The sequence below is a fragment of the Caulobacter sp. GW821-FHT12A07 genome, assembly GCF_058807655.1.
Genome location: NZ_JBXAQX010000001.1, coordinates 400,609 through 427,015 on the forward strand (window position 1 = coordinate 400,609; position 26,407 = coordinate 427,015).

Annotated in this window: 31 protein-coding genes and 1 pseudogene; 11 read left to right on the plus strand and 21 right to left on the minus strand. The window is 69.8% G+C overall.

Annotation, left to right across the window (positions count from 1 at the left end):
- Window positions 1-10: 10 nt before the first annotated feature.
- From ispG to AC1RRS_RS01970, 10 genes are all read right to left on the minus strand, one after another.
- On the minus strand, window positions 11-1,150 hold the full coding sequence (gene ispG, locus AC1RRS_RS01925) for a flavodoxin-dependent (E)-4-hydroxy-3-methylbut-2-enyl-diphosphate synthase (protein ID WP_487288101.1): 1,140 nt from the start codon (window positions 1,148-1,150) through the stop codon (window positions 11-13).
- A gap of 66 nt (window positions 1,151-1,216) precedes the next feature.
- Window positions 1,217-2,230: a helix-turn-helix domain-containing protein gene (locus tag AC1RRS_RS01930; RefSeq protein WP_492853708.1), complete on the minus strand. Its 1,014-nt coding sequence runs from the start codon at window positions 2,228-2,230 to the stop codon at window positions 1,217-1,219.
- 229 nt (window positions 2,231-2,459) lie between these two features.
- On the minus strand, window positions 2,460-4,724 hold the full coding sequence (gene ptsP / locus AC1RRS_RS01935; RefSeq protein WP_487288099.1) for a phosphoenolpyruvate--protein phosphotransferase: 2,265 nt from the start codon (window positions 4,722-4,724) through the stop codon (window positions 2,460-2,462).
- A gap of 181 nt (window positions 4,725-4,905) precedes the next feature.
- Window positions 4,906-5,292 carry a hypothetical protein gene (locus AC1RRS_RS01940; protein ID WP_492853709.1) on the minus strand — a complete coding sequence of 129 codons (387 nt, stop codon included), beginning with the start codon at window positions 5,290-5,292 and terminating at the stop codon, window positions 4,906-4,908.
- A 246-nt stretch (window positions 5,293-5,538) separates the two neighbouring features.
- Complete coding sequence (locus AC1RRS_RS01945; RefSeq protein WP_492853710.1) at window positions 5,539-6,483, minus strand: DMT family transporter; 945 nt, start codon at window positions 6,481-6,483, stop codon at window positions 5,539-5,541.
- A gap of 95 nt (window positions 6,484-6,578) precedes the next feature.
- Window positions 6,579-6,797 (minus strand): hypothetical protein, encoded by a 219-nt coding sequence (locus AC1RRS_RS01950; protein ID WP_492853711.1) that lies wholly within the window; start codon window positions 6,795-6,797, stop codon window positions 6,579-6,581.
- 67 nt (window positions 6,798-6,864) lie between these two features.
- Window positions 6,865-8,217, minus strand: a complete 1,353-nt coding sequence (locus tag AC1RRS_RS01955; RefSeq protein ID WP_492853712.1) for a hypothetical protein — start codon at window positions 8,215-8,217, stop codon at window positions 6,865-6,867.
- 99 nt (window positions 8,218-8,316) lie between these two features.
- Window positions 8,317-9,051: a helix-turn-helix domain-containing protein gene (locus tag AC1RRS_RS01960; RefSeq protein WP_492853713.1), complete on the minus strand. Its 735-nt coding sequence runs from the start codon at window positions 9,049-9,051 to the stop codon at window positions 8,317-8,319.
- Window positions 9,052-9,069: 18 nt separating this feature from the next.
- Complete coding sequence (locus tag AC1RRS_RS01965) at window positions 9,070-9,534, minus strand: hypothetical protein (protein ID WP_487288094.1); 465 nt, start codon at window positions 9,532-9,534, stop codon at window positions 9,070-9,072.
- Between the two features lie 98 nt (window positions 9,535-9,632).
- Entirely contained in the window at window positions 9,633-10,880 is a 1,248-nt protein-coding gene (locus AC1RRS_RS01970) for an aspartate kinase (RefSeq protein ID WP_110120202.1), read from the minus strand.
- A 206-nt stretch (window positions 10,881-11,086) separates the two neighbouring features.
- Between AC1RRS_RS01970 and AC1RRS_RS01975 the strand changes: the two genes are divergently transcribed.
- The 9 genes and pseudogenes from AC1RRS_RS01975 (at window position 11,087) to AC1RRS_RS02015 (ending at window position 16,391) form a co-directional block, all read left to right on the plus strand.
- Window positions 11,087-11,599, plus strand: coding sequence for an AbrB/MazE/SpoVT family DNA-binding domain-containing protein (locus AC1RRS_RS01975; RefSeq protein ID WP_487288092.1), 513 nt, complete (start codon window positions 11,087-11,089; stop codon window positions 11,597-11,599).
- A complete protein-coding gene (locus tag AC1RRS_RS01980) occupies window positions 11,589-11,975 on the plus strand; it encodes a type II toxin-antitoxin system VapC family toxin (RefSeq protein WP_492853714.1) in 387 nt (128 codons plus the stop codon). Before AC1RRS_RS01975 ends, AC1RRS_RS01980 begins: the two co-directional genes overlap by 11 nt.
- Window positions 11,976-11,977: 2 nt before the next feature.
- Complete coding sequence (ubiG, locus tag AC1RRS_RS01985; protein WP_492853715.1) at window positions 11,978-12,742, plus strand: bifunctional 2-polyprenyl-6-hydroxyphenol methylase/3-demethylubiquinol 3-O-methyltransferase UbiG; 765 nt, start codon at window positions 11,978-11,980, stop codon at window positions 12,740-12,742.
- A 31-nt stretch (window positions 12,743-12,773) separates the two neighbouring features.
- A complete protein-coding gene (locus AC1RRS_RS01990; protein ID WP_492853716.1) occupies window positions 12,774-12,935 on the plus strand; it encodes a hypothetical protein in 162 nt (53 codons plus the stop codon).
- Window positions 12,936-12,985: 50 nt separating this feature from the next.
- Window positions 12,986-13,363 carry a hypothetical protein gene (locus AC1RRS_RS01995; RefSeq protein ID WP_492853717.1) on the plus strand — a complete coding sequence of 126 codons (378 nt, stop codon included), beginning with the start codon at window positions 12,986-12,988 and terminating at the stop codon, window positions 13,361-13,363.
- Between the two features lie 138 nt (window positions 13,364-13,501).
- A complete protein-coding gene (locus AC1RRS_RS02000) occupies window positions 13,502-14,008 on the plus strand; it encodes a hypothetical protein (RefSeq protein ID WP_492853718.1) in 507 nt (168 codons plus the stop codon).
- A 207-nt stretch (window positions 14,009-14,215) separates the two neighbouring features.
- Window positions 14,216-14,593, plus strand: a pseudogene (locus tag AC1RRS_RS02005) (glycine zipper 2TM domain-containing protein); the annotation flags it as partial.
- A gap of 105 nt (window positions 14,594-14,698) precedes the next feature.
- Window positions 14,699-15,010: a glycine zipper 2TM domain-containing protein gene (locus AC1RRS_RS02010; RefSeq protein WP_487288085.1), complete on the plus strand. Its 312-nt coding sequence runs from the start codon at window positions 14,699-14,701 to the stop codon at window positions 15,008-15,010.
- Between the two features lie 106 nt (window positions 15,011-15,116).
- A complete protein-coding gene (locus AC1RRS_RS02015; protein WP_492853719.1) occupies window positions 15,117-16,391 on the plus strand; it encodes a cation:proton antiporter in 1,275 nt (424 codons plus the stop codon).
- Here the strand turns inward: AC1RRS_RS02015 and AC1RRS_RS02020 are convergent.
- Genes AC1RRS_RS02020 through AC1RRS_RS02035 form a run of 4 tightly spaced genes read right to left on the minus strand, consistent with a single transcriptional unit; the run spans window position 16,384 to window position 18,715 of the window.
- A complete protein-coding gene (locus tag AC1RRS_RS02020) occupies window positions 16,384-16,818 on the minus strand; it encodes a DUF1178 family protein (RefSeq protein WP_110120194.1) in 435 nt (144 codons plus the stop codon). The genes AC1RRS_RS02015 and AC1RRS_RS02020 overlap by 8 nt on opposite strands.
- Before the next feature lie 15 nt (window positions 16,819-16,833).
- Window positions 16,834-17,655, minus strand: a complete 822-nt coding sequence (locus AC1RRS_RS02025; RefSeq protein ID WP_492853720.1) for a carbon-nitrogen hydrolase family protein — start codon at window positions 17,653-17,655, stop codon at window positions 16,834-16,836.
- Window positions 17,652-17,906: a glutaredoxin 3 gene (gene grxC / locus AC1RRS_RS02030; RefSeq protein WP_110120192.1), complete on the minus strand. Its 255-nt coding sequence runs from the start codon at window positions 17,904-17,906 to the stop codon at window positions 17,652-17,654. The genes AC1RRS_RS02025 and grxC overlap by 4 nt, the downstream gene beginning before the upstream one ends.
- A gap of 29 nt (window positions 17,907-17,935) precedes the next feature.
- Window positions 17,936-18,715 (minus strand): ComF family protein, encoded by a 780-nt coding sequence (locus AC1RRS_RS02035; protein WP_492853721.1) that lies wholly within the window; start codon window positions 18,713-18,715, stop codon window positions 17,936-17,938.
- On the opposite strand from AC1RRS_RS02035, the gene AC1RRS_RS02040 reads away from it, so the two are divergent.
- On the plus strand, window positions 18,714-19,625 hold the full coding sequence (locus AC1RRS_RS02040; protein WP_110120189.1) for a methyltransferase domain-containing protein: 912 nt from the start codon (window positions 18,714-18,716) through the stop codon (window positions 19,623-19,625). The two genes, AC1RRS_RS02035 and AC1RRS_RS02040, sit on opposite strands and share 2 nt — an antisense overlap.
- 167 nt (window positions 19,626-19,792) lie before the next feature.
- Here AC1RRS_RS02040 and AC1RRS_RS02045 read toward each other — a convergent pair whose 3' ends face one another.
- On the minus strand, window positions 19,793-21,199 hold the full coding sequence (locus tag AC1RRS_RS02045; RefSeq protein WP_492853722.1) for a family 43 glycosylhydrolase: 1,407 nt from the start codon (window positions 21,197-21,199) through the stop codon (window positions 19,793-19,795).
- 46 nt (window positions 21,200-21,245) lie between these two features.
- Complete coding sequence (mutT, locus tag AC1RRS_RS02050) at window positions 21,246-21,674, minus strand: 8-oxo-dGTP diphosphatase MutT (protein WP_492853723.1); 429 nt, start codon at window positions 21,672-21,674, stop codon at window positions 21,246-21,248.
- Between the two features lie 86 nt (window positions 21,675-21,760).
- Here mutT and AC1RRS_RS02055 point away from each other — a divergent pair, with 86 nt between their 5' ends.
- A complete protein-coding gene (locus AC1RRS_RS02055; RefSeq protein WP_492853724.1) occupies window positions 21,761-22,096 on the plus strand; it encodes a PRC-barrel domain-containing protein in 336 nt (111 codons plus the stop codon).
- A gap of 181 nt (window positions 22,097-22,277) precedes the next feature.
- On the opposite strand, the gene AC1RRS_RS02060 is transcribed toward AC1RRS_RS02055, so the two are convergent.
- From AC1RRS_RS02060 to AC1RRS_RS02080, 5 genes are all read right to left on the minus strand, one after another.
- Entirely contained in the window at window positions 22,278-22,868 is a 591-nt protein-coding gene (locus tag AC1RRS_RS02060; protein WP_492853725.1) for a hypothetical protein, read from the minus strand.
- Complete coding sequence (locus AC1RRS_RS02065; RefSeq protein ID WP_492853726.1) at window positions 22,865-24,118, minus strand: M48 family metalloprotease; 1,254 nt, start codon at window positions 24,116-24,118, stop codon at window positions 22,865-22,867. The genes AC1RRS_RS02060 and AC1RRS_RS02065 overlap by 4 nt, the downstream gene beginning before the upstream one ends.
- Window positions 24,118-24,807, minus strand: a complete 690-nt coding sequence (locus AC1RRS_RS02070) for a hypothetical protein (RefSeq protein WP_492853727.1) — start codon at window positions 24,805-24,807, stop codon at window positions 24,118-24,120. Before AC1RRS_RS02070 ends, AC1RRS_RS02065 begins: the two co-directional genes overlap by 1 nt.
- 66 nt (window positions 24,808-24,873) lie before the next feature.
- Window positions 24,874-25,914: a beta-eliminating lyase-related protein gene (locus AC1RRS_RS02075; protein ID WP_492853728.1), complete on the minus strand. Its 1,041-nt coding sequence runs from the start codon at window positions 25,912-25,914 to the stop codon at window positions 24,874-24,876.
- 69 nt (window positions 25,915-25,983) lie between these two features.
- Window positions 25,984-26,400: a hypothetical protein gene (locus tag AC1RRS_RS02080; protein ID WP_492853729.1), complete on the minus strand. Its 417-nt coding sequence runs from the start codon at window positions 26,398-26,400 to the stop codon at window positions 25,984-25,986.
- Window positions 26,401-26,407 lie beyond the last annotated feature (7 nt).

Here is a 26,407-nt window from a genome sequence, read left to right on the forward strand (position 1 = left end):
GCCGCCCGCTCTACTCCGCCGCGATCGCCTTGGCGGCCTGGGCCGCCTGCAGCTCGGCGGCCTTCTTCTCCACGAGCTCGACGATGTGGTCGATCATGCCCTCGTTGGACTGCTTGTGGTCGGGCTTGCCGGCCATGTAGACCATGCCCGCCCCGGCCCCGCCGCCGGTGAAGCCGATGTCGGTCATCAGCGCCTCGCCCGGGCCGTTGACCACGCAGCCGATGATCGACAGCGACATCGGCGTGGCGATGTGGGCCAGGCGCTCTTCCAGCTGCTCCACCGTCTTGATGACGTTGAAGCCCTGACGGGCGCAGGACGGGCAGGCGATGATGTTGACGCCGCGGTGGCGCAGGCCCAGCGACTTCAGGATGTCGAAGCCGACCTTGATCTCTTCCACCGGATCGGCGGCCAGGCTGACGCGGATGGTGTCGCCGATGCCGGCCCAAAGCATCGAGCCCATGCCGATGGCGCTCTTCACCGTGCCGGTGCGCAGGGCTCCGGCCTCGGTGACGCCCAGGTGCAGCGGGCAGTCGATGCGTTCCGACAGCTGGTGATAGGCCGCCACCGTCATGAACGGATCGGACGCCTTCACGCTGATCTTGAACTCGTGGAAGTCGTGGTCCTGCAGGATGCGGGCGTGGTTCAGCGCGCTCTCGACCATGGCGTCGGGGCACGGCTCGCCGTACTTTTCCAGCAGTTCGCGCTCCAGCGAGCCGGCGTTGACGCCGATGCGGATCGAGCAGCCGTGGTCCTTGGCGGCGTTGACGACGTCGCGCACGCGGTCGGGGCTGCCGATATTGCCCGGATTGATCCGCAGGCAGGCCGCGCCGGCCTGGGCCGCCTCGATGCCGCGCTTGTAGTGGAAGTGGATGTCGGCCACGAGCGGCACCTTCGCCTCGCGGGCGATGGTCTTGAAGGCCGCGGTGCTGTCGACGTCGGGGCAGCTGACACGGACGATGTCGGCGCCCGCCTCTTCCAGCTGGCGGATCTGATTCAGCGTCGCGGCGGCGTCGCTGGTCAGGGTGTTGGTCATCGACTGCACCGAGATCGGCGCGTCGCCGCCCACCTCGACGCTGCCGACGCGGATCTTGCGCGACTTGCGGCGCTCGATCATGCGCCAGGGACGAACGTGGGTGTGGTCAGCGGCCATGGCGCCAATCTAGTGGGTCTTGGTGACGGATAGAAGGCCCGAGCGCGAAGGCTTCGACCAAAGACCCTATTGCGGCTTGGCCGGCGCCAGAGCGGCCGGGGTCGCGACGGGCTTGGGCGCGACCGGAACCAGCTTGGCCAGCGGCGTCTGCGGGGCCGACAGGCGCGTCGTCAGCACCCCGCCGACGAACACGTCGACGGCGCCCGGCTCGGCGATGTCGGCCACCAGGCCCGGCGTGCGCGGGGCGCGGAAGGCGTCGCCCGCCGACAGCCAGCGGGTGAAGTAGACCGCGCCGTCGGCGCCGCGCACCACCAGCGAGGTCGACTTGCGGGCCTGCAGGATCACGCCCGACGAGTCGGCCGCAGCCGCGCCGTATATCGCGCCCTTGGACTTGAACGGCGCGCCGAGATTGGCGATCGCCTCGGGCGCGGCCTGGGCCTCGGCTTCCTTGCGGGCCTTGGCGGCGGCGGCCACGGCGTCGGCCGAACCGCCGGCGGCGGCGGCGGCTTCCAGGCCGGGGGTCACGTAAGGCGTCGGGGTGGTCGACTCGACCGGAGCCGGCAGCGGCGCGCCGAGCGACACCGAGCCGCCCCCGTCACCACCAGCGCCGCCGGCGGCGACGGCCGTCGGGGTGTTCTGGGGGACCGCGCCAGCGGCCACCTGGGCCTTGGGCTCGGCGTCATGGGTCATGGCGCGCTGGGCGACGTTCCACAGCACGATGGCGCCGCCGACCAGCAGGCCGCCGGCCAGCAGCAGGCCCAGGCGCGGGTCGCGCTGGCGATGCACGCCGATCGGCGCGCGCAGGGGCTCGACGTCGTCGTGGGCTTCGAGCTTGAAGCGGGCCACGGCCGCCTCGGCGTCCAGGTGCAGCAGGTTGGCCACGGCCTTGATGTAGCCGATGGTGAACGGCCGCGAGGGCAGTTCGTCCAGGCGCATGTCCTCCAGCGCCTCGACATAGGCCTGGCGGATGCGGGTGGCGTCGGCCACGTCCTGCAAGGTCATGCCGTGGAACAGGCGGGCGGCGCGCAGGGCTTCGCCCAGGTCGACGCCGTGATCGACCGAAGGCTGACCGGCCGTCATGGCCCCAGCCTCGTCCCGGTCGCCCTCGGCGACCAGACTCAAATGACTCACCCTGCCCGTGTCGAGCGGCATGACGAACAGATCACCCCAGAAAATTCGCGTCGCACGAGAGTCCGACCGATCTTGCGCCGACTCTAGCCGGCCTTTGTTAACATTTGATTGTGGATATCAAAGTAAGTAGCCGGATTCAATGCACTAAACTTGGCCGCAAGGTTAACGCGCCCTCAGTCTAGACGGCGACATAGAGCTTCCTGGCCAAGGTTTCGATCTCGCCCCGCAAGGACCCGCCGGACCCTTTCAGCAGAGCTTCGACGTTGCGGCGGGCGGCCTCGCGGTCGCAGGACAGCACCATCTGCTTGACGGGACCGATGCCGGCCGGGGGCATCGACAGGCGGTCGAAACCCAAGGCCACCAAGGCGAAAGCCTCCAGCGGACGGCCCGCCATCTCGCCGCACACCGACACCGGCGTGCCAGTGTCCTCGCAGGCCTGCTGGATGGTCTTCAGCGCGCGCAGAGCCGCCGGCGACAGCGGGTCGTAGCGGTCCGACACCCGCGGATTGCCCCGGTCGGCGGCGAACAGGTACTGCATCAGGTCGTTGGTGCCGACCGAAACGAAGTCGGTCATCGGCAGCAACGCGTCCAAATGCCACAGAAGCGACGGGGCCTCGACCATCGCCCCGACGTCCAGGCGGGCCGGCGCGGGGCGGCCGCGCTTCAGGGCCCAGGCGACTTCCTGGTCGACGAAGGCGCGGGCGGCGCGGAACTCGTCCACATTGGCCACCAGCGGGAACATGATCCGCAGCTCGCGGCCGGCGGCGGCCTTGATCAGGGCGCGGATCTGCAGACGCAGTAGGGCCGGACGGTCCAGCCCCATGCGCACGGCCCGCCAGCCCAGGGCCGGATTGTCCTCGCGCTCCAGCTCCATGTACGGCAGCAGCTTGTCGCCGCCGAGATCGAGCGTGCGGAAGGTCACCGGCATGCCGTTCGCGGCCTCCAGCACCTTCTCGTAGAGCGACGTCTGGGCCTCGAGCCGCGGCATCTCCTCGGCGACCATGAACTGGAACTCGGTGCGGAACAGGCCGATGCCCTCCGCGCCCGTCTCGCCCAGGATGTCGAGATCGACGGCCAGGCCGGCGTTCATCAGCAGGGTGATCTTCGAGCCGTCGCGGGTGAAGGCCGGGGTGTCGCGCAGGCGGGCGAACTCGGCCTTGCGCTGGGCGCGGACCTCCATCCGGGCCTTCAGGGCCTTCACGACGTCGGGGCGCGGGCGCAGCCAGGCCTCGGCCGTCTCGGCGTCGACCACCACCGGGTCGCCCTCGCTGACCCGGTCGCGCAGGCCGGCCAGGCGGCCGACGCACGGAATGTCGAGCGCCCGGGCGACGATGCCGGCGTGGCTGGCGGCCGAGCCTTCTTCGAGCAGAATGCCCTTCAGCTTGGTGCGGTCGTATTCCAGCAGGTCGGCGGGACCCAGGTTCCGCGCGATCAGGATGGCGTCCTCGGGCAGCTGGCGCACGGCGTGGACATCGCCCGACAGGTGCCGCAGCAGCCGGTCGTTGAGGTCTTCCAGGTCGTGCAGGCGCTCGCGCAGATAGGGGTCGCGGGCCTGGCCGAGGCGCGCGCGGTGCTCGGAGCGCACGCGCTCCACCGCGGCTTCCGCCGTCAGGCCGGAGCGCACGGCCTCCTGCAGGCCCCGGTTCCAGCCCCGGTCGTGGGCGAACAGGCGATAGGTGTCGAGCACCTCGTAGCTGGCGCCGACCAGGCCGTGCTGGCCGTCCAGCATCTCGTCGATCTGAGTCTGCAGGGCCTCGATGGCCCATTTCAGCCGGGCCTCCTCGGCCAGGGCGTCGTCCGACAGCAGCTGTTCGGGGGCCACCGGCTGCTCGTGCAGCACGGCCACGCCATAAGCCAGGCCCTCGGCGAAGCGCGCGCCCTTCAGCCGCTCGGGCTTGTGCGGCGCCAGCTCGACGTCCTTGAGCTCATCGGCGCCCAGGAGCTCGCTGGAGCTGACCATCTCGGCCAGCACCATGGCGATTATCTGCAGGTCTTCGACCTCCTCGTCCTCATAGACCCGCTCGGTGCGGTTCTGGACGACGAGCACGCCGATGGCCCGGCCGCCGCGCAGCAGCGGCACCGCCAGGAAGGCGTGGTAGGGATCTTCGCCCGTTTCCGGACGATAGGAGAACGACGGGTGGCTGGCGGCGTCCGACAGGTTCAGCGGCCGGCCCAGGCGCATGGTCTCGCCGACCAGGCCTTCGCCCGGCTTCATCCGGGTGACGTGGACGGCGTCGCGCGACAGGCCCTCGGTGGCGAAGAGCTCGAGATCCCCCGAGGCGCGGCGCAGATAGATCGAGCAGACTTCCGCGACCATCGAGACGGCGATGGTGCGCACCACCATGTCGAGCTTGGCCTGGGCGGGTCCGCCGCCGGCCATGGCCTCGCGGATCTGGCGAAGCAGGCTTCTGGGTCCTCGAACGGCGATGCCGGGGCCTGCCATGTCGCCTGTCGTGCGCTCCCTTGGTTCCGACGCGTCGAAGCACGTCGTCCTGTCATGCGCGCTATAGCAGATTTCGCGCGCCGCACAGTGAGCGCGGTGTTTTTCCTCGACCCTTAAGCGCAAAAAACGCCGCCCCTCCGGAAAGGGGCGGCGTCTTGCCTAGCTTGTCAGCGGTCAAGCTTTAGCGGCGCTGACCGTAATAGTCGTAGCGGCTGTCGTAGCGATCGCGATGGTCGCGACGGTCGTAGCGGTCGTTATAGCCGTAGCGGGTGTCGCTGTAGTACGGGCGACGCTCGTCGTAGCGGCTGCTGTAGCGGTGATGACGCTTGTCCTTGGCGGTGGCCGCGCCGATGGCGCCTCCGGCCAGGGCGCCGACCGCGATCGCGCCGCCGTCGCCGTCGCCCAGCATGGCGCCCGCCGCGCCGCCCAGGACCGCGCCCAGGATCGCGCGCTCGGTCTTGTTGCTCTTGCCGCGATCGCCGGCGAAGGCGGCCGTGGCGGGCAGGACCAGCGCGCCGGCGATGGTGGCGCTGATGGCGATCTTGCTGAACTTACCGAAGGTCTTCATGGCAGTGCTCCTTGTTCCAGAAGCGTCGCCAAACCCGGAGGCGGCGCTGTTGAGGATGTTTATGAGCCTTGTCGTTTGAACCCGACCTGAACGCGCCTGTTCATGTTGGTGTCAGGTTTTTCCGGAGCTTTTCAGCGCTCCCCTCCCCGCGAAAGCGGGGCCCCAGGTGTTTTATCGTCGAGCGCTGAGGGTTTCAGAAAAAGCCTGGGTCCCCGCTTTCGCGGGGATTTTACGGTTTGGGGTAGGCTACTCCCCCGCGTGCGCCGCCCCCGGTCGATGCAGCCGCACCGACCACAGCACGCCGGCCAGCATCAGCACGATGGCCGACCACTCCAGCACGTGCGGCCAGCGGCCCTCGTGCAGGAAGCCGTAGAGCAGGGCGAACAGGGTCTCGAACACGATCAGCTGCCCCGACAGCGACAGCGGCAAGAGGCGGCTGGCGCCGTTCCACAGGCCGTTGCCGATCACCGAGGCCCCGATGGCGACGGCGAAGCTGACCATCCAGAACCAGCCCCAGGCGGCCGGCGGATGAACTTTGCCATCCATCAGGAAGGCCGGAACCACCAGCACCAGCGACAGCAAGCCCGTGACCAGGCCCGTCAGCAGCGACCATTCGTGGCTGCTGAACTTCGGGGTCGCGGCCAGGCGGCGGGCGTTCCAGACGGCGTAGGCGGTCCAGACCGCCAGGGCCAGGGTCGCGCCAAGCACGCCGAGGATCAGCTTGCCGACCGGGACGTCCGACGGCGTCGTGAACACCGCCACGTTGATGCAGACCCCGCCGGCGATGATCAGGGCCAGCGGCGCGGCCAGGGCCCGCAGTGGGGCCCCCTCGCCTTTCCGGGCGCCGGCCAGGGTGATGGTCACGGGCAGCAGGCCGATGATCAGCGAGGCCAGGGCCACCCCCGCCGTCTGCACCGCCACCGACAGGCCCACATAGTAGACAAGGTTGCCCAGCAGGCTCAGCCCGGCGAGATCGCGCCAGTCGCGGCGGTCCATCCGCGCCATCACCGACGTCCAGCTCGGGGCCAGCAGCACGGCGGCGGCCAGGCCGTAGGCGATGTAGCGACCGGCGGTCATCTGCAGCGGCGTGAACGCCTCCAGCAGCTTCGGCGCCAGGAACACCCCGCCCCACAGGGCGCCGGCGACGAGACCGTAGAGAAGACCGAGCAGAAGGTTCCGGGGACTGATCATGACCCCGGACCTAGCAGGCGCGTGAAGCCCTGGCTTTGGCGAAAACTCCCGAAGATCGGGCGAAGGCTCCCGCCCGCGCCCGATCCCGGCGGCTTCTAGCGCCCCGCCTCCAGGACGGCGATACGCTCCAGAGCGAGGGCCAGTTCGGCCTCCGCCCGCAGCTTGTCGGCGACGGCGCTGGCCTGGACGACGCCCAGCACTTCGCCCGCCAGCCGCCCCGCGTCGACGATGCTGCGCGGGGCGGTCGGAGCCGTGGAGATCACCACCCCGTCGCGCACGGTCTGGACCAGTTCGACATAGTGCGCGCCGGTCATCACGCCGTCGGTCCAGCGGATCAGCAGTTCATAGGGATGGATCCTGGTCTCAATCGTAATGACCGGCTCAGGACATGACTTCGCGGTTGGAGTTGCGACGCCAGTTCACCCCGTCCGAGAAGCAAAGTTCGGCGCCGCCGGTCAGGTCGGAGACGTAGATCTCGGCGCCCGCGCCGATGGCCGGACTGGGCGCGGTCGACCGGATGTAGGTCGGATGCCGGATCGGAACCGAAGCGGTGATCGCCCCTGCCCCCACACGCAGCCTCTCGAGGCCCTTGCGCGTCACCAGCACGTCGGTGTCGGTATCCGAGCCGAAGACGACGCCGGAGCCGTTCGAGGCCTGGACGCGCCCGAGGGTTTGGCCGCCGCCGACCTCGATCAGACCGCCCGACGTGTCGTTGCGCACCCGGATAGTCGCATGGCCGGGCGTGTCTAGCGGCGGCGCGTCGCCGATCGCCAGGTTGCCCGCCTCCGAGACCCCGGCCCCGTTGCGGAACTTGATGAGGTAGTCGGTGAAGGCGGCGTTGGTCGCCGAAAAATCGATCCCGGCGGCGAACCTGCCCTGGAACAGCACCCCTCGGTCGACGGTAACGTTCTCGCCGTCCGCCGGATCGGACACCAGGTTGAGCAGCGTGCCGACCCTGGCCGGCAGCACGACATCCTTGAACAGCCGGTAGGCGAAGATCGAAAGGCCTACGCGGTTACCCGAAATGGGATTGGCGTTGTCCGATCCGGCGCCGGCGTAGACGTCGAGCTCCGCGCCCATGACCGCGTAGGCCGGATCTTCGCGATAGGCCCTGATCTCGTCGCCGGCGGCCGCCGGCGAGCTCAGGACGATCTTCTGCCCGTCGCTGTCGGTGAAATCGGTCCCACGCTGCAGCGCCACTTTGTTCTTCAGCACCACGACCTTGCCGGGGACATGGTTCGGGACGTCGAAATGGGTCTGCCCGGCCGTGGCCGTGAGGAGTTCGGGCCACTCCTTGCCCTCGCCGAGCACGCCCCAGGCGCGGCCGCCATGCCTGGCGTTGCCCTGGCAGAACACGCCCGAGCCCTGGCCGTGATAGGAGTAGTTGTCGGTCACGAACAGACCGCCCAGTTCGTTGCAGTAGGTCACGTTGGCGCCGACCTGGTTGTAGCCGTGCACGGCGGCGTTGACCGGCGCGTCGGCGTCGCTGGACGAGCCGCCGGTATAGTCCGAGACCTTCTGGCCGTAGATCGCGCCCAGCACGCCGCCCGGCTGCTGCTGGCGTTGCACGACGGCGAACTGCTTGTCGACCGCGCTATCGGCCGAAGGCAGGAAATAGCTGCCCCAGCCCAGAAGCTTGTCGGTTCCGGTAAAGCCGAAACCGGCGCGGGCCGCCGTCGCGTCGGGCGACAGCAGTATGGGTTTCATGAAGTCGGAGACGGGTTCGTCGGTCATCCTTGGAGCTCCTTTTGTTTGGAGCCACCGCACGGCGCGGGGGCGTTGGAGCCCCAAGAGCACCATCCCCCCACGCCAGATCGGGACGTATGGCCGGGGCTAGCGCCGCCCCTTGCGCCAGGCCGCGGGCGTGACACCCAGGGCGGCCTTCATGCGGCGCGTCAGGGTGCTCTGGTCGCCGTGACCGGTGCGGACGGCGATCTCCGCGACGGAGAGGAGAGGATCGTCGAGCAGGCGCTGGGCGGCCCGCAGCCGCGCGTGGATCAGGGCCGCGTGCGGGGTCGCGCCGTAGGCGGCGGCGAAGCGGTCGAAGAAGCGGCTCTGGCTCATGCCGGCCTCGGCCGCCAGGTCGCGGACGGTCAGCGGCTGGTGGTAGCGGGCCTCGATCATCGCCGCGGCGCGGGCCAGGCGCGGATCGACGGCGATCGGGCCGCTCGACAGGCCGCGCAGCAGGAGCGGCGTCCACAGCCCCGCGACGCCGTCGTCGATCCCGCCCGGCGCCTCGCCCGACAGGAACGACAGCAGGCCGCGCACCGGGCTGGTGACGCAGGCGAACGGCTTTTCGCGCAGGCGCTCGAACGGCGCCATCAGGGAGGACCCGATGTCGGCCACCACGAACAGGTTTTCGCCGTCGGCGGCGCAGACGTGGCGCGTGCCCGGCGGAATCACCGCCGCGCTGCCCGGATCGACCCGGCCGCCGCGGCCGTCGATCTCGATCTCCAGAACGCCGCGACGCGGCAGCACGATCTGGTCGAAGTCGTGGGCGTGCGAGATGGCTTCGACGCTGTAGCGGCGAAAGGACAGCTCGGCGGGGGCGGTCAGGTCGTGGCCCATGACCTCACTATAGCGAACTCAGCCGTGACCCGGCAGGGCCAGGGGCTCCTCGGCGTCCATGACCAGGCGGCGGGCCTGCTCCAGGGCCGCGTCGATGTCGCTCTCGATGAACTCGACCTGCAGGTCGGTCAGCGGGTGCGGCGCGGCGACGACGTCGCGCAGGTAGTCGCGCTTTTCCGGCTCGGTCATGGTCCACCAGCCGACGGTGTGGCCTTCCTCGATCACGGCGTCGCCCATGGCCAGCAGGTCGTCGGTGTCGAAGATCGGCTGGCCGGGCTTTTCGGGGAACCATTGGCCGTCGTCCGGCAGCGCCTGGTCCAGCTGGCGCAGCAGCGCCGCCAGCCACGGGCTGACCAGCAGCGGCTTTTCGTAGCCGTCGCCGAACTTGGCGCGCAGCAGCAGGTCGTAAAGCAGCTCGAGGCCGGCGTCGCCGTGGAAGGTGACGGTCTTGGCGGCGGGATCGAACTTGAAGACGTCGGACATGGGACTCTCGAAGGCTGGTGCGCCTTCATAACGTCAGAGCACGACGTTTAGGCAACGGCGATCCCCTCGCCCCGCCTGGGACGAGGGGATGCGCGTTCTTACAGCTGGTCCAGGCCGTACACGGCGTGCAGGGCGCGGACGGCCAGCTCGGTGTAGGCCGCGTCGATCAGGACCGAGATCTTGATCTCCGAGGTCGAGATGACCTGGATGTTGATGTTCTTCTCGGCCAGGGCCGCGAACATCGACTGGGCGACGCCGGCGTGCGAACGCATGCCCACGCCGATCACCGACACCTTGGCGACGTCCTCGTTGACGGCCACGTCCTCGAAGCCGATCTCGACCTGGGCGGCGCGGACGATCTCGACGGCGCGGGCGGCGTCACGCTTGCCGACGGTGAACTCCATGTTGGCGGTGTCGGCGCTGCGGGCGCGCGACTGCACGATCATGTCGACGTTCACATTGGCGTCGGCCAGACGGCCGAAGATCTGCGAGGACACGCCCGGATGGTCGGGCAGGCCCAGCAGGGTGATCTTGGCTTCGTCGCGGCTGTAGGCGACGCCCGAGACGATGCGCTTTTCCATGATTTCTTCCTCGTCGCAGACGATCGTACCTTGGCCCGGGGCTTCGCCCGGCTCGACGAAACTCGACAGCACCCGCACCGGGACGCGATGGGCCATGGCCATCTCGACCGAACGGGTCTGCAGCACCTTGGCCCCCAGCGAGGCCATTTCCAGCATCTCTTCGTAGCTGATCTTGGCCAGGCGCTTGGCCTTGCTCTCGATCCGCGGGTCGGTGGTGTAGACACCATCGACGTCGGTGTAGATGTCGCAGGCGCCCTTCACCGCGGCGGCGATGGCCACGGCGCTGGTGTCCGAACCGCCACGGCCCAGCGTGGTGATGCGCTGCTTGCTGGTCACGCCCTGGAAGCCGGCGATGACGGCGATCTCGCCGGCCTCGAAGCAGGCTTCCAGATTGGCCGGCGGAATGTCCTCGATGCGGGCGCTGCCGTGCGCCTCGTTGGTGAGGATCGGCACCTGCCAGCCCAGGAACGAGCGGGCCTTGTGGCCCATGTTGCGCAGGGTCATGGCCAGCAGGCCGGCGGTCACCTGCTCGCCCGACGCCACGACGGCGTCGTACTCGTCGTCAGACGCGGGAAGGCCCGCGGCGGCGCGGCCGGCTCCGTCCGTCCAGGCGACCAGCTCGTTGGTCTTGCCCGACATGGCGGAAACGACGACGGCGACCTGCTTGCCCGTGGCGACTTCCGCGGCGACCAGGCGCGCCACCCGGCGGATGCGCTCCAGGTCGGCCACCGAGGTGCCGCCGAACTTCATCACCAGACGTGACACGTCTCTAAATCCTCGAACCAAAGCGGTTTTTTCTTGCGCCTTCGCGGTCGGAACCCGTCCTTCCGCGCAAGCCCGCGCCTTCTAGCGGGGCCTTGGCGCAACGGCAATGTCGCGGATGTGTCTTTTTTCTCGCGATGGGGCGAGGATTTGACGCAGGGCGCAACCTGACTGACTATCTACCTGTCCACAGACGATCGGAAAGCGCCATGTCGCCCGAGGTCGAACGCCTGCTGGCCGGCCAGACCACCGTCGCCGGCAAGATCCGCGCCCTGGCCGCCGCCGGCTACAAGCGCGCCGACATCGCCCGCATCCTCGGCAAGCGCTACCAGCACGTGCGGAATGTGCTCGAGGAGGCCCGTCCGGCTGAGACGGTCGCGCCGATAGGAATGGCGGAAGGCGACGCCGGAGCCTTTGTCCACGATCGGCCGAAGAGCTACCGATTGGAACTCAGGAACGGATCGCTGACGCTTCCACCCGAGGTGCTCGCGGCGCTCGGCGCTGGAGCGAACGGCGTGATCATCGCCGAGCTGGATGGCGAGTTCTTCAAGCTCATCAGCCTTCCGGAGTCCGTGCGTCGTCTGCAGAACTGGGTGGCGAGCTTCGCTATCCCCTCCGACAAACTGGCGTCCGACGAGTTGATCGAAGATCGCCGCCGAGAGGCCGCCCAGGAGGAAGAGGAAGCCCGGGCCTGGGAGGCTCAACGCCGCCATGACGACTGAATTCATCATGGATTGCTCCGCCGTCCTGGCGATCCTGTTTGGCGAATCCGGCCAGGATCGCGCCGCCGCGGCGCTCAAGGACGCCCGGATATCCACCGTCAACCTGGCTGAAGTGGTCACCAAGCTGATAGAGCGCGGCGCAACGCCTTCGGACGTCGAAGGCCGCCTCTCGACGCTGGCGCTGAACATCGCTGACTTCGATGGCGACCTCGCCATCCAGGCCGGCCTTCTCCGCGCCGCCACCCGCCACAAGGGCCTGTCGCTCGGCGACCGCGCCTGCCTCGCCCTGGCCATCAGGGAAGGTCTCCCGGTCATGACGACCGATCGGGCCTGGAGCGATCTGGACCTGCCGGTCGAAGTCGTGCTCATACGCTGACCATGACTCAGAGCGCCCCGAATACGCCCAACTGGAGCATCGACCCCGCCGACGTGGCGCGGTTCTCGGCCATCGCCGCCGAGTGGTGGGACCCGAAGGGCAAGTTCGCGCCGCTGCATGTGTTCAATCCCTGCCGGCTGGGCTTCATCCGGGAGCAGGCGCTGGAGCGCTTCGGCCGCGACGGCAACGAGCGCACGCCGTTCGAGGGCCTGTCCCTGATCGACATCGGCTGCGGCGGCGGCCTGCTGAGCGAGCCGATGGCGCGCCTGGGCTTCACCGTCACCGCCATCGACGCCTCGGAAAACAACATCAAGACCGCCGCGGCCCACGCCGCCGAGCAGGGCCTTTCCATCGGCTACCGCCCCGCCACCGCCGAACAGCTGGTCGCCGAGGGCGCGGGTCCGTTCGACGTCGTGCTGACCATGGAGGTCATCGAGCACGTGGCCGATCCGGGCGCCTTCCTGCGCACCTGCGCCCAGCTGCTCAAGCCCGGCGGCCTGATGATCGTCGCCACCCTGAACCGCACGCTGAAGGCTTTGGCGCTTGCGAAAATCGGCGCCGAATACGTGCTGCGCTGGGTGCCGCCCGGCACCCACGAGTGGAAGCAGTTCCTCAAGCCCGAGGAGCTGCGCGCCTTCCTGGCCGGCGAGCCGGTCGAGATGCACGGCCCGTTCGGCGTCGCCTACAACCCGCTGACCGGCCGCTGGAGCCGCTCCACCGACGTCGACATCAACTACATGATGACGGTCACCAAGCCGGCGGCGTGACGCCGAACGGGGTTCGCGGTAAAACTGCGTCATGTCCGAGACTGGACCGCTCATCATCAGCGACCAGAAGATCCTGTCGAGGATCTATGAATTGGCGCGCCAGCTCGGCTGCACGCCACATGAAGCCGTTCGCATAGCGGTTGAGCAAGCGCTCGAACAGGAACGCATCAAGGCCGCCCTGAAAGAGGCTTGACGCCGCGCGGCCGCGCGCCAACCTCCGGCTGTAACCCTGGAGTACTCCCCATGCCCGCCCTGCTGCTCGCCCTCGCCGCCGCCCTGCCTTCGCTGGCCGGGGATTTCGACGGCGACGGCAAGGCCGACCTGGCGAAGCTGGAGCCGCGTGGCGGGGCGCATGTGCTGGTGGTCGAGCGCGGCGCCGCGCCCGGCAAGCCCGAGACCGTCACCCTGGTCGCCGACGCGTCCAACTTCTTCATCGCCGCCCAGCCGGCCGGGACCTATCCGACCACCTGCGCCAAGGACGTCGGCGCGCCCTGCGCCGCCGACGAGCCGCGCCAGGTCGAGCTGAAGGCCCCGACCCTGTCGTTCGGAACCGAGGAAGCGTCCATGGCCGTGGCGGTCTGGACCGGCGAGCGCTTCGCCGTCACCTGGCTGACCGACTGATCCCAGTCCTTTTTCGAGACCTTTTCCGGGAACCTTGACCTTCGCTGCGGCTTATTTCGCCGCAGGGACTTGGAACCTGGATCGGCGCCTCTCGTGGGGCGGAGCGCCCGATCCGTTCGTCGGAACGGAGACTTCCCCATGACCTCCCGTCGTCTGGCCTGGCTGATGGCCGGCGCCGTCGCCATCACCTCGGCCGCGCCCGCCATGGCGCAGTACGAAACTCAGAGCGATAGCGCCTACCAGCAGCAATTGCAGACCTATCAGCAGCAGCGCTCGTCCTACGAGGCCCGCCGCGCGGACTACGACAGCCGCCAGGCCCAGTACGACGCCGACCGGGCCGCCTATGAGCGCGCCCGCGACGACTACGACCGCCGCTATGGCCGCGGGGCCTATGACCGCCGCTATCCTAGCGAAGCCAGTCGCTGGCGCACGCCGGCCTACCCCACCAGCGGCGACTACTACGCCGAACAGCGCCAGTTCGAGGCCGACCGCGCCGCCTATCAGCGCACGCGCGACGCCTATGACCGTCGCAACGGCCGCGGCGCCTACGACCGCCGCTACCCCGACGAAGCCCGCCGCTTCGCCACCAGCGGCCAGAACTACGACTCGAGGGATGTCGCCGACTACGACGCCCAGCGCCGCTAGTGGGAGAGCGACCGCGCCGCCTATGAGCGGGCCCGCGACGACTACGACCGCCGCTACGGCCGCGGATCCTATGACCGCCGCTATCCGGACGCCGGCGACCGCTACGAGACCGACCCCTACGCCGGCTCCGCCCCGCCGCCCGTCTATGGCGACAACACCAGGCCCTCGGGCGGAAGCTACAGCGACCCGTGCCGTGACGACGCCAAGCGCAACGCCACCGCCGGCGGGGTGATCGGCGCCCTGGCCGGGGCGGTGATCGGCTCCAACGTCGCGGCCCGCAACGCCAAGACCGAAGGCGCGGTGCTGGGGGCCGTGGTCGGCGCCGGCGCTGGCGCGGTCATCGGCAACTCGGCCGCCAAGGCCCGCTGCGACAGCCGCGGCCAGTACTGGTCCTACGACGACACCGTCCCCTATCGCGAAAGCGCCGACTATCGCGACCGGGCCGGCGGCTATTCGGAATGGAACCGCTACAACGAGCGCAAGTGCCGCCTCGTGCAGGCCCCGACCGAGTACCAGGGCCGCACCGAAAGCCGCTACGTCCGCGTCTGTCCCGACAGCGACGGCCGCTACCGCGTCGACGGCTGATCCACACCTGAGTTCCCGCGTCGGGCTCTCGACATAGAACCGACGCGGAGCTTCGGCGTTATCCCCCGCAAGGGACATAGAACAACACTCTCAACGGAGGTCGCCATGCGCGCCCAAATGAAAACCCTGATCGTCGCGGTGAGCCTGGCCTTCACCGCCTCCACCGTCGCCGTCACCGTCGCCGAGGCCCAGCAACGCCGCGAGCGCGTGCTGGTCTGCAAGAGCACCAAGAAGTCGCGCAACAAGGGCACCGTGATCGGCGGCCTCAGCGGCGGCGCGCTCGGCGCGGCCGTGGCCGGCAACGGCGCCAAGACCGAGGGCGCGATCCTCGGCGGCGTGGTCGGCGCGGTCGCCGGCAACCAGATCGCCAAGCACAATTCCAAGAAGAACTGCCACTACGAATACCGCTACCGCTAAGCCGGAAGCGACGGGCGGCGGAAAGCCGCTTCGAAAGGTCGAGGGGCCCGTTCGTAAGGACGGGCCCTTTTTCGTTTCCCTTCGCCTCCCGGCGCGTTGGAGCACGATGGCGCTAGACCCCTACATCCTGTTTCTCCTCGGCGTCGGCGTGATCGTGCTGCTGGTCGCCTGGCTGCCGATGGCGCTGCGCAACCTGCCCCTGTCGCTGGCCATCCTCTGCGTCGTCATCGGCGTCGTGGTGTTCCACGCCGGCGGCCTGCCGTTCCGGCCCGATCCCCTGCGCTTTTCCACCCTGACCGAGCGGCTGACCGAACTGGTCGTGCTGGTCTCGCTGATGGGCGCTGGGCTGAAGATCGACCGCCGCCTCGGCTGGAAGGCCTGGAGCTCGTCCTGGCGGCTGATCGCCATCACCATGCCCCTGACCATCGCCGGGGTGACGCTGATCGGCGTCTACGGACTTGGATTGGGCCTGGCCTCGGCTCTGCTGCTCGGCGCGGCCCTGGCCCCGACCGACCCGGTGCTGGCCTCCGACGTCCAGGTCGGGCCGCCGCGTTCGGGCGAGGACGGCGAGGCGCGCTTCGCCCTGACCTCCGAGGCGGGGCTCAACGACGGCTTCGCCTTTCCGTTCGTGCACCTGGCCGTGGTCGCGGCGGCCGGCGGCGGCCTTCTGTCCGCCGAGCGCCTGGGCCACTGGCTGGCCGTCGACGTCGCCTGGCGGATCGCGGCCGGGATCGCCGTGGGCTGGGCGGTCGGCAAGGCCCTGGGCTGGATCACCTTCAAGGCCCCGCGGGCGCGTCTCTCCGGCACGGGCGACGGCCTGGTGGCGCTGGGGGCGACCCTGTTCGCCTACGCCGTGGCCGAGGCGGCGCACGGCTACGGCTTCCTCGCCGTGTTCATCGCCGCCCTGGCGCTGCGGGCCACCGAGCGCGACCACGAATTCCACGAGGCCATGCACGACTTCGCCGAGCAGGTGGAGCGCCTGCTGATGATGCTGGTCCTGGTCATGCTGGGCGGCGCGATCGGCGGCGGGCTGCTGGCGCCCCTGACCTGGAAGGACGCGGGCCTGGGCCTGGCGCTGCTGCTTGTCGTGCGGCCGCTGGCCGGCTGGATCGGCCTGCTGTGGGCGCCGCACTCGCGCCGCGAACGGGCGATCGTCTCGTTCTTCGGGATCCGCGGGATCGGCTCGTTCTACTACCTGGCCTGGGCCCTCAACCACGGACCGTTCGACAACTGGTCGCGGCTCTGGGCGATCACCGGCTTCGTGGTCCTGGGCTCGATCCTGATCCACGGCGCGACCGCCACGCCGCTGATGCGCCGGATCGACGACTGGCGGCGCGGCGCCGGCCTCATGGGACCCAAGGAACGCGGCGAGCCTAGTTGACCTGCGTCTTCTTCGGCGGCGCCGGCGGCAGGGCGGCGACTTTCACGCCGTCCTCCAGCAGGGCCTTCACCTCCTTGGGCGAGGCCTCGCCATAGATGCCGCGTTCCTCGGACTTGCCCTCGTGGATGTCGCGGGCCTCCTTGGCGAAGCGGTCGCCGACATAGTCGAAGTTCTCCTCGACCTCGCGGCGCACCTCGCTCATGGCGGTCATCATCATCTCGCGCATCTTCGCATCCGGCTCGGGCGAGGATCGCTGAGCCTTCGTGCCGGCGATGGCGGGGGCCATGATCTGCTTGCGCACGCCGGTCGAGCCACAGACCGGGCACTCGACGAGGCCGCGGGCGGCCTGGTCGTCATAGTCGCCCGACGAGCCGAACCAGCCTTCGAACTCATGTTCGTGATCGCAGGCGAGGGCGTACTTGATCATGACGTCAGTATGGGCTCACGGCCCGACGAAGTCGCGGGCGTTGGTCAGGACCGGGATGGCCGCGCGCGCCTTGTCGGCGGCCGCCAGGTCGAGATCGGCGATCAGCACGCCCGGCTCGTCATGGTCAAGCTTGCCGATCACCTCGCCCCACGGGCCGATGGCGATCGAGCGGCCCCAGGTGCCGCGTCCATCCTCGTGGAAACCGCCCTGCGCCGCCGCGATGACGAACGAGCCGGTCTCGATGGCCCGGGCGCGCAGCAGGATGTCCCAATGGGCCTCGCCGGTCGGACGGGTGAAGGCGGCGGGCGCGGTGATCACCTTGGCCCCTGCCAGCGCCAGGGCCCGGTGCAGGGCCGGAAAGCGCATGTCGTAGCAGATGGTCAGGCCGGTCGGGCCCAGGGGCGTGTCGACCACCACCGCCCGCTCGCCGGGGGTGTAGACGGCCGATTCCCGCGCCGTTTCTCCAGTCGGCAGCTGCACGTCGAACATGTGCAGCTTGTCGTAGGTGGCGACGATCGCGCCGCTCGGGTCGATCACGGCCTGCCTGTTGGCCGCCTTGCCGTCCTCGCGCAGCACCAGGGCCGAGCCGACGTCGATCCAGACGCCGTATTCCCGCGCCAGGGCCTGCAGGCCGCGCACCACCACGTCGTCCTCCAGCGGGACGAGGGTCGGCAGCAGCTTCTCCTTGTCCTTCTGCAGCACGTTGACGCCCTCGGGCGTCAGGATGAACGCAGCGCCCGCCTCGGCCGCCTGCCGCACCAGCGGCGCGACATGCTCGAGCGCGGCGGCCTGGGTGGCCGGCGTACGCGTCTGGACGAGGCCGACCCGGACGGTCATGCGGCCAGCAGCGGGTCGAGCTTGCCCTCGCGCTCCAGCGCCATCATGTCGTCGCAGCCGCCGATGTGCTGCTCGCCGACGAAGATCTGCGGGAAGGTGGCGCGGCCCGAGCGGTCGATCATCTCCTGGCGCAGCTTGGGGTCCATGCCCGCCTCGATCTCGGAGAAGTCGGCGCCCTTGTCGTTGAGCAGTTTCAGGGCGCGGGCGCAGTAGCCGCAGAAGGGACGGGTGTAGATGGTGACCTTGGCCATGTCGGTTCCAAAAGCTCGGATTCCAGCCCTCATATAGGACGGGTTCGCATTTCTGTAACGCGCGCGACGACAGTCAGGTCGACAGCCGAGGCGCCGGCCGCCAGCAGCGCCCTCGCGCAGCCCTCGGCCGTGGCCCCGGTGGTCAGCACGTCGTCGACCAGCAGCACCCGCTTTCCCTCGACCAGCGGGCGTTTGCGGTCGGGCACGGCGAAGGCGGCGGCGACATTCCGGCGGCGGCCGTCGGCCGACTTGCCGCCCTGGCTGACGGTGTCTCGCCTGCGCACCAGGGCGTCTGCCAGATAGAGCCGCCCCGCCGTGCGGGCCAGCGGCCGGGCGATCTCGGCGGCCTGATTGTAGCGGCGGCGCAGAAGCCTCGCGCGGTGCATCGGCACGGGAACCACCGCATCGGCCTCGTCCAGCAGGTCGGGCGCGGCGCGCGAGATCCAGCGGGCGAACAGGCCCGACAGGTCCGTGCGGTCGGCGTGCTTCAGCTTCAGGATCAAATCCCGCGAGTGTTCGTCGTAAAGACAGGCGGCCCTGGCCCGCGCGAAGGTTCGGGGCCTGGCCAGGCAGAGGGCGCACAGCGGCTCGCCCTGGTCGAACGGGAACGGCGCGCCGCAGCCGTCGCAGACCGGTCCGTCGAGAAAGACGATGCGGCTCCAGGCCCCGGCCGACAGTCCGGAGGTCAGGGCCGGCTCGCCGTCGAAGGCGCGCGGCGGCAGGATCAGGTCGAGCAGGCCCCTTCCGATCCCCGTCAGGCGCGGGCCGGGTTTCCATTGCGCAAGGAAATCGCCATGTTCCGCCCGCATGACCAGTTCGCCCCTCCTCTTCGACCGCGACCTTCTCCGAGCCCGCCTCGACCGCGCCGCGCCCCACTTCGGCCAGGCCGGATTCCTGAAGGCGCGCGCCGCCGGTGACGCGGTCATGCGGCTGGAGGCGATCCTGCGGGAGTTTCCGGTCGCCGTCGATCTCGGAAGCCGAGACGGCGCTTTCCGCCAGGCGCTGTCGGAAAGCGACGCGGCGGCCAAGATCGGCCTGCTGATCGACACCGATCTTTCGGCCCGCATGCTGGCCGGACGCGGCGGCCCGACCGTGGTCGCCGACGAGGAGCGCCTGCCGTTCGGCGACGAGACGCTGGATCTGGTGGTCTCGACCCTGGCCCTGCACTGGACCAACGACCTGGTCGGCGCCCTGATCCAGATCCGCCGCGCCCTGCGGCCCGACGGCCTGTTCATCGGCGCCCTGTTCGGCGGGGCCACCCTGACCGAGCTTCGCCAGTCGCTGATGGCCGCCGAGGACGAGATCGCCGGCGGCGTTTCGATGCGCGTCTCGCCCTTCGCCGACACGGTCGACGCGGCGGGCCTGCTGCAACGCGCCGGCTTCACCCTGCCGGTGGCCGATGTCGACCGGGTCAAGGTCCGCTACGGCCACCCGATCGCCCTGCTGCAGGACCTGCGCCGCATGGGCGAGACCAGCGTGCTGCTCGACCGCTCGCGCAAACCCCTGAGCCGCAAGGTGCTGTTCCGAGCGCTGGAGATCTACCAGCAGCGCTTCGCCGAGGCCGACGGCCGCGTGCCGGCGACCTTCGAGATCGTCACGGCGACGGGCTGGGCGCCGCATGCGAGCCAGCAGAAGCCCCTGCGGCCGGGCTCGGCCAAGATGCGGCTGGCCGATGCGCTGGGGGTGAAGGAACAGCCGGCGGGCGACAAGGCGGGCTGAGGTCTGGCCGAAAGGAACCTCCCCCTCTGGGGGAGGCGGCCGAAGGCCGGTGGGGGGCCGTTTTCAGCTTCCGAGGCATTGGAAGTTCAGCACCCACTCCCCCCACCGATCGCTTCGCGATCACCTCCCCCACGGGGGGAGGTTCCTCCAGAACCGGACCTGCGCCCTCAGCTCACCAGCCAGGTCGCCGCCGCGCGGGCCCTGGCGTCCGTGGCCGGCGCCACCACCACCGCCCCGTCGCGGTGCATCAGATAGCCGCCCTTGCGCGCCCGGAATGATACGCCCTTGCCGGCCAGGCCCTTCACCCGAACGAAGTCCGCCGCGCGATCGGCGAGAGGGTCGGGCTGGGCGGCCACGACCTTGTCGCCCTCGATCCGCAGGTCATGACCCGGTCGCAGGATCGGCTCCAGCGTCACCTGGCCGTGCGGCCCAAGCTTCTGACGCAACTGGGTCGTGGCCAGCGCCCCGTCGCCCACGCTCACCACATCGCCCTCATAGCGCAGGAACGCCCCCGGCCGATCGAGCGGCGAGAAGCGGTCCGGAATTTCCCCCGCCCCGGCAGGCACGCCGAAATCAGGCGTCCCGTCCGGCTTGTAGTACAGCTTCTGCACCCGCGTGTGGCGGTTGGGGTCGAACAGGGGATTGCCCTTGATCGCCTTGTAGTCGCGGCCGTGGAACACCAGGACGTCGCGGCCCTGCTCGTCCACCGTGAACGAGTTGTGGCCAGGCCCCCAGACCCTGGTCTCGTCCGACGAGACGAACACGGGGACCGGCGACTTGCTCCACGACGCCTCGGCCATCAGGTCGGCGTCCGCGTCGGCGGTCAGCAGGCCCAGGCAGTAGCGGTCGTCGGTGGCGCTGGCCGAATAGGCGATGAACACCTTGCCATTGCGGATCAGGGCGGCGGGCGCCTCGGCCACCTTGTAGCCCCGGGTCTCCCAGTCCAGCGTCGGCACGGTCAGGCGAACAGGCGGCCGGGCCAGGGTCGTGGGCGTGGCCAGCGGGGCCAGGTAGAGGTTGCTGTTGGTCTTGATGCCCGGCTCGGTCTGCGCCCAGCAGATGTAGCGCACGCCCTTGTGGCTGAAGACCGTGGAGTCGAGCGTGAAGGTGTCCCAAGGCGTCTGCAGCTGGCCCAGCAGGCTCCAGCGGCCCGACAGGGCGTCGCGGTCCTGGCAGCGCAGCACATAGGTGCGGATGTGGAACGGCTCGCCCGCGTCGCCGGCGGCGAAATACATGTGCCAGGCGCCGTCGAGCCAGTGCAGTTCGGGCGCCCAGATATAGCCACCCAGCTTGCCTTCCTTGGGCCTGCGCCAGATCACCGCCTCTTGCGCCGTGGCCAGCCCCGCCAGGGTGCGCGACCGGCGGATGATCAGCCGGTCGTATTCCGGCACCGAGCCGGTCAGGTAGTAGAAGCCGTCGGTGTGCTTGAAGACCTGGGCGTCGGCCCGCTGGCGGACGACGGGATTGAGCAGCGGTCCGGCCGAAGCGGGCGCGGCGACGGCGGCTCCAGAAACGGTCAGGGCCCCGGCCCCCGCCAGCATCACGCGCCGCGAAGGCTGAAAGTCGAAAGTCACCGCTCGTTTCCTCGGACGTTTCGCGCCTTCGCGCTATTTGTCTGAGTTAAAGCACATCCCGCAGCCAGGCGACCAGCGGAAGATCGGCCGGCGGCATGTCGTAGTCCGACAGCTGGGCCGGCTTCACCCAGGCCATCGCCTTGTGCTCCCTGGCCGTCACCTGCCCCTCCCAGCGCCGCAGCAGATAGAGCGGCATCAGCAGGTGGAAGGTCTCGTATGTGTGCGAGGCGAAGACGAAGGGCGCCAGGCACGCCTGGGCGACCGTGATGCCCAGCTCTTCGTGCAGCTCGCGGATCAGGCACTGCTCGGGCGTCTCGCCCTTCTCGACCTTGCCGCCAGGAAACTCCCACAGGCCGGCCAGCGACTTTCCCTCGGGGCGCTGGCAGATCAGCACCCGCCCGTCGACGTCGATCAGGGCGGCGGCGGCGACCAGGACGATCGGGCGGTCGGTAGGCGGGGCGACAGGCGTGCTCATGCCCGATCCATCGCGGGCTTCGCCGGGGTTGGCAACTCCCCCCACGCGACGGGCGTTGCCAAAGGAAGCTTCAAAGGAGGAACCCCATGGCCGTCGACGATCGTCTGGTGAAGAGCGGCGACCTGATCGGCACGCCGGTCACCGATCCCAAGGGCCACAAGCTGGGCGTCATCCGCGAGGTGTTCGTCGACCGCGACGCCGGCATCGGCCGCTATGTCGCCGTCGAGCCGGCCGGCCTGTTCACTGGCGGCAAGTACCATCCCCTGCCCTGGCGCGTGCTGACCTTCGACGACAAGGCCGAGGCCTACGCCGTCGAGATCACCAAGGACCGCTTCAAGGACAGCCCCGCCTACGACCGCGACCAGCTGGCCAAGCCCTCCCACGGCTGGGCCGAGCAGGTGGAACGGTATTTCGAGGGGTAGCAGCGCTCCTTCTCCCCTTGCGGGAGAAGGTGTCGACGAAGTCGACGGATGAGGGGTCGCACAAACGCAAAACGCCGCGACGGCTGAACAGCTATCGCGGCGTCTGATTTCCGAGAGACCCCTCACCCGACCTCGCTCCGCGAGGCCACCCTCTCCCGCAAGGGGAGAGGGGCGTGGGTGATCACCCCACCTTCACCGAGCCCAGCACCGTCTCCACTTCCGGCAGTTCGGCGGCGAAGTAGTGCTCGCTGGGGGCCAGGAACAGTACGACGTAGAGCTTGCCGTTCACCTCGGCCACCTGGGCGGCGCCGGAGATGTCGAGGCCCTCCTTGGTCTTGGCCTTGAGGTCGAAGCGCAGGCCGTCGGCCGAGCCCACCTTGGCCGGACGCAGGTTGTCGGTCTCGACGCGCTGGTAGTCGAGGGCCGCGACGCTGTCGGTGACGAACTCCACCAGCTCGGTCGGGGCCATGCCTGCGCGGTAGGTCGGGGTCGGGCGCTCCTTGGCGGCCGGCTTGACCATGAACTCGCCGGGCGCAAGGCCGTCGGTCACGTAGAGCCGGTTCAGCAGCGGGCCGTCCATCGACAGCAGCCGTACCTTGGCCGGACGGGCGAACATGATGGCGCTGATGTCCGACCACTCGTGGCCGAGGGTCACGGTGGCCGTGCCGATCTTGTAGGGACCGGCCGGGGCCGAGGTGACGCTGACGCAGGCCGACAGGCTCATGAGCAGGGCGCAAGGCGCCAGCAGGCGAACGACGTTGGTGCGGATCATGTCGCGCTTCCTTCGGAGAGTTTCTTGAGGCTGGCCTCGACCAGCCAGCGGTCCTGCGCCTGGGGGGCGCGGGCGAGATAGGTTTCGTAGGCGGTCTTGGCGCCCGGGCGGTCGCCGGCCTGCAGGGCCAGGTCGCCCAGGGTGCGCCAGGCGGCGACCGGGGCGTCGGGATAGGTCCCGGCCTGGGCGTAGGCCTTGCGGGCCAGCTCCAGGTCGCCCTCGCCGCGCCGCTGGCGATAGGCCTCGGCGCGATAGAAGGTCAGCAGGCCCTGGTCCTCGCCCTGCGCCGCCAGGCGGTCGATGAGGGCCAGGCTCTGGCCGTAATCGCGGCGGCGCAAATCATCCTTCAGCCAGGCCGCCAGGTGCGGGCGGATGACGGCGCGATAGGCCTTGCGGTCGGCGGTGGAGGCCTTGGTCGGCGTCCGGGCGGCCAGGTCGTCCAGCGCCTTGACCCGCTCGCTGCTGACGGGGTGGGTGCTGAAGATGTTGGACCGGGCTTCCTGGTCGCGCACCCGCTTGAAGCTCGACGATCCGGTCTCGGCGATCAGCGAGCGCCACAGGGTCGCCCCGGCGGCCGGGTCGTAGCCGGCGGCCACGGCCCGCTTGAAGCCCAGGCCGTCGGCCTCGACCTCGTTCTCGCGCGAATAGCCGAAATAGGCGGCCAGCTGGCCCAGATAGAGCAGGTCGTTCAGCGCCCCGGCCGCGCGCATGATGTCGTTGGCGCCCTGGGCCGAGCCGGCGTTGACCGCCGCCCCCATGGCCACCGCCGCCACGGCGAACTGCACGGCCATGGTCGCGCCCAGCCGGGCCTTCAGCGTCCGGTAGGCCTCGATCGAATGGTTCTCGGCGAAGTGGCCGACCTCGTGGCCCAGCACGAAGGCAAGCTCGTCCTCGCTCTGCACCCGCAGCAGCAGGCCCGACCACACCTCGCCATAGCCGTTGGGGGCCATCTGGGCGTTGAAGAACGGCCGGTCCATCACATAGACGCGGATGTCGCCCTGGTACTCGGGCGCCAGCTTGGCGACGACGCCGGTGACGTAGGCGTTCAGCGCCGGGTCGCGGTTGCGCTCGACCGACTGGCGGGCCGCCAGCTCGGCCTTTTCGGACAGCGCCCAGATGCCGCCCTCGTCGGAGGTGTCGGTCGGGCGCAGGTGCGGGGCGCGGGGTTGGGCGCCCGCCGGCGCGACCGCCAGGACGGCGGCGGCCAGCAGGGCCAGGCCCTTCGCCCTCGGGCGAAGGACGCGGGGCATCAGAGCGGCGCGTCCTTCAGCAGGGCCTTGGCGAAGGTCTCCGCGCCCTCGGGCGAGCGCATGTCGGAGTCCGTGCCGGCCACGGCGACGTTGAACCACACCACCTTGCCGGTCTTCAGGTCGACCAGCGAGGTGAAGGCGTATTGCTGGGCCATCGGCATGCTGACGCCCAGCAGGGCCGCGCCGACCATGGCCGCCTTGCGGCCGCCGCTCGAATAGGCGCCCCGCCCGTAGGTGAACAGGGCGTAGTCGGCGTCATAGGCCTGGGCCAGGGTCTGGGTTCCGTTCCCCAGCGTCCAGTCGAAGCTCTTCTTGGTCGGCAGCGAATAGAGGCCGTAGTTGAAGCCGCGGATCGAGTTGCCGACGGCCTCGTGCAGGCGCAGCAGCTGCAGGGCGCGCGGGTCCTCGACGGAGGTCGGATCCAGCGAGCGGAAGACGTGCGACTTGGCCGTCGCGGCCTCTTCCAGTTCGCGCTTGATGTTGCCGCGCGCCTGGGTCGACCAGTCGGCGCGCGCCTCCTGGATGCCGGTGACGGTCAGCAGGCCAAGCTCGATGTCCGGCTGGACGATCAGGATCTTGGCGCCGGCCGCCGGCTTGGTCGGCGACTTGTCGGCGAGACGGGTGTTGGTCGTGGTGCAGGCGGCCAGAAACAGGCACGCCGTGACGGCGACGCTACGGAAAACGGACACGGTGAGCCCCCAGATATGCCCCCGACTGTTTCAACCCCGAAACAGTCCCTCGCACGCATAGCGCTGCTATGCGGGCTCGTCGAGAGCAATCTTGGCGAGAGCGGCGCCCAGTTGCTCCACCATCTCCGAGGTGGTCGCCCACGAGCACATGAAGCGGGCCGAACCGTCTAGGAAACGGTAGACGAACCAGCCCTCGCCGCGCAGCCGGTCCAGCGCCGCGTCGCTCATGTCGACGAACAGGCCGTTGGCCTCCACCGGATGCAGGATCGGATAGGGCATCAGCGCCGCCAGCTTCTGGGCCATGGCGTTGGCGTGCGCCGCGCGGGCCGCCCAGGGGCCGGTCCCGCCGGTCTCGTCCAGCAAACCGAGCCACGGCGCGGCCAGGAACCGGCCCTTGGAGACCAGCTGGCCGGCGTGCTTGATCCGCGAGTCCAGGCGACGGCGATGGGCCGGGTTCAGAAACACCACCGCCTCGGTCGGGGTCGAGCCGGCCTTGGTGCCGCCCATGACGAGAATGTCGACGCCCAGGCGCCCCACCGCCTTCAGGTCGAAGCCGGCCGCCACGGCGTTGGCCAGCCGCGCGCCGTCCAGGTGCACGCCGTAGCCCTTGGCCTTGACCGGATCGATCAAGGCCTTCAGCGCCGCTTCCGAATAGACCGTGCCGTACTCGGTGGCCGTGGTCAGCGACAGGGCCGCGGCCGGCTGGCGATAGGAGACGTCGGGCTGGGCCAGGGCCGCCTCCAGCGCCGCCGGATCGATCTTGCCCGACGCGCCCGGCAGGCCGATCAGCCCCACGCCCTGGCCGAAGAAGCCCGGCGCGCCGGTCTCGTCGGTGCAGATGTGGGCGTGCTCGTGGGCCAGCACCGCCTCGTGCGGCGAGGCCAGCAAGGTCAGGGCGAAGGCGTTGGCCGCCGTTCCCGACGGCATGAACTTCACCTCGGCGTCGGCGTCGAGCGCCGCGCGGATGCGGTCGCCGGCCGCCTGGCTGACATGGTCCGTCCCATAGCCCGACGCCGTCCCGGCGTTGGCGGCGACCAGCGCCTCCATCACCTCGGGCATGGCCCCGGCGACGTTGTCGGAAGCGAAGTCGTAGCGGGCGGCGGTCATGGGCGATCACTCAGGAAAGGAACGCCGCCTCGATGCCGGGGCGGCGTCGCCTTTTCAAGGCCGGTCTTCTCAAGCCTTGACGCGCCAGGAGACCAGGGCGACGCGATTGTCGGCCGAGGGACCGGCGACATCGACCACCAGGCCCAGCCCCCGCCGCGGCCTCGCCCGCCCCGGCGATTTGTCGAGCTCACCGAACTCCAGGGCGACGAACTGCGCCCGCTGCAGCGCCAGATCCCTGAAGCCCTGCAACCGCTCAGCCTCGTCGATGTGGCCGGAGACGCGGACGGAATCGCCGTTGCGGGGGTTCGGGCGGCTCTGGAATGCATGGACGGCGGCCTGGATATCCTTCCAGTCCATGCCCTCGGAATCGCCCCGCCCCGGCTTGAAATGGACAGGGAACGGCTTGCTCCAGCCCGTTTCGGCCGCCGCGATCGCCGGCGCCGCGACAAGGCCAGTCGCCCCGATGATGAATATCCGTCGCTGCATGCGCCCC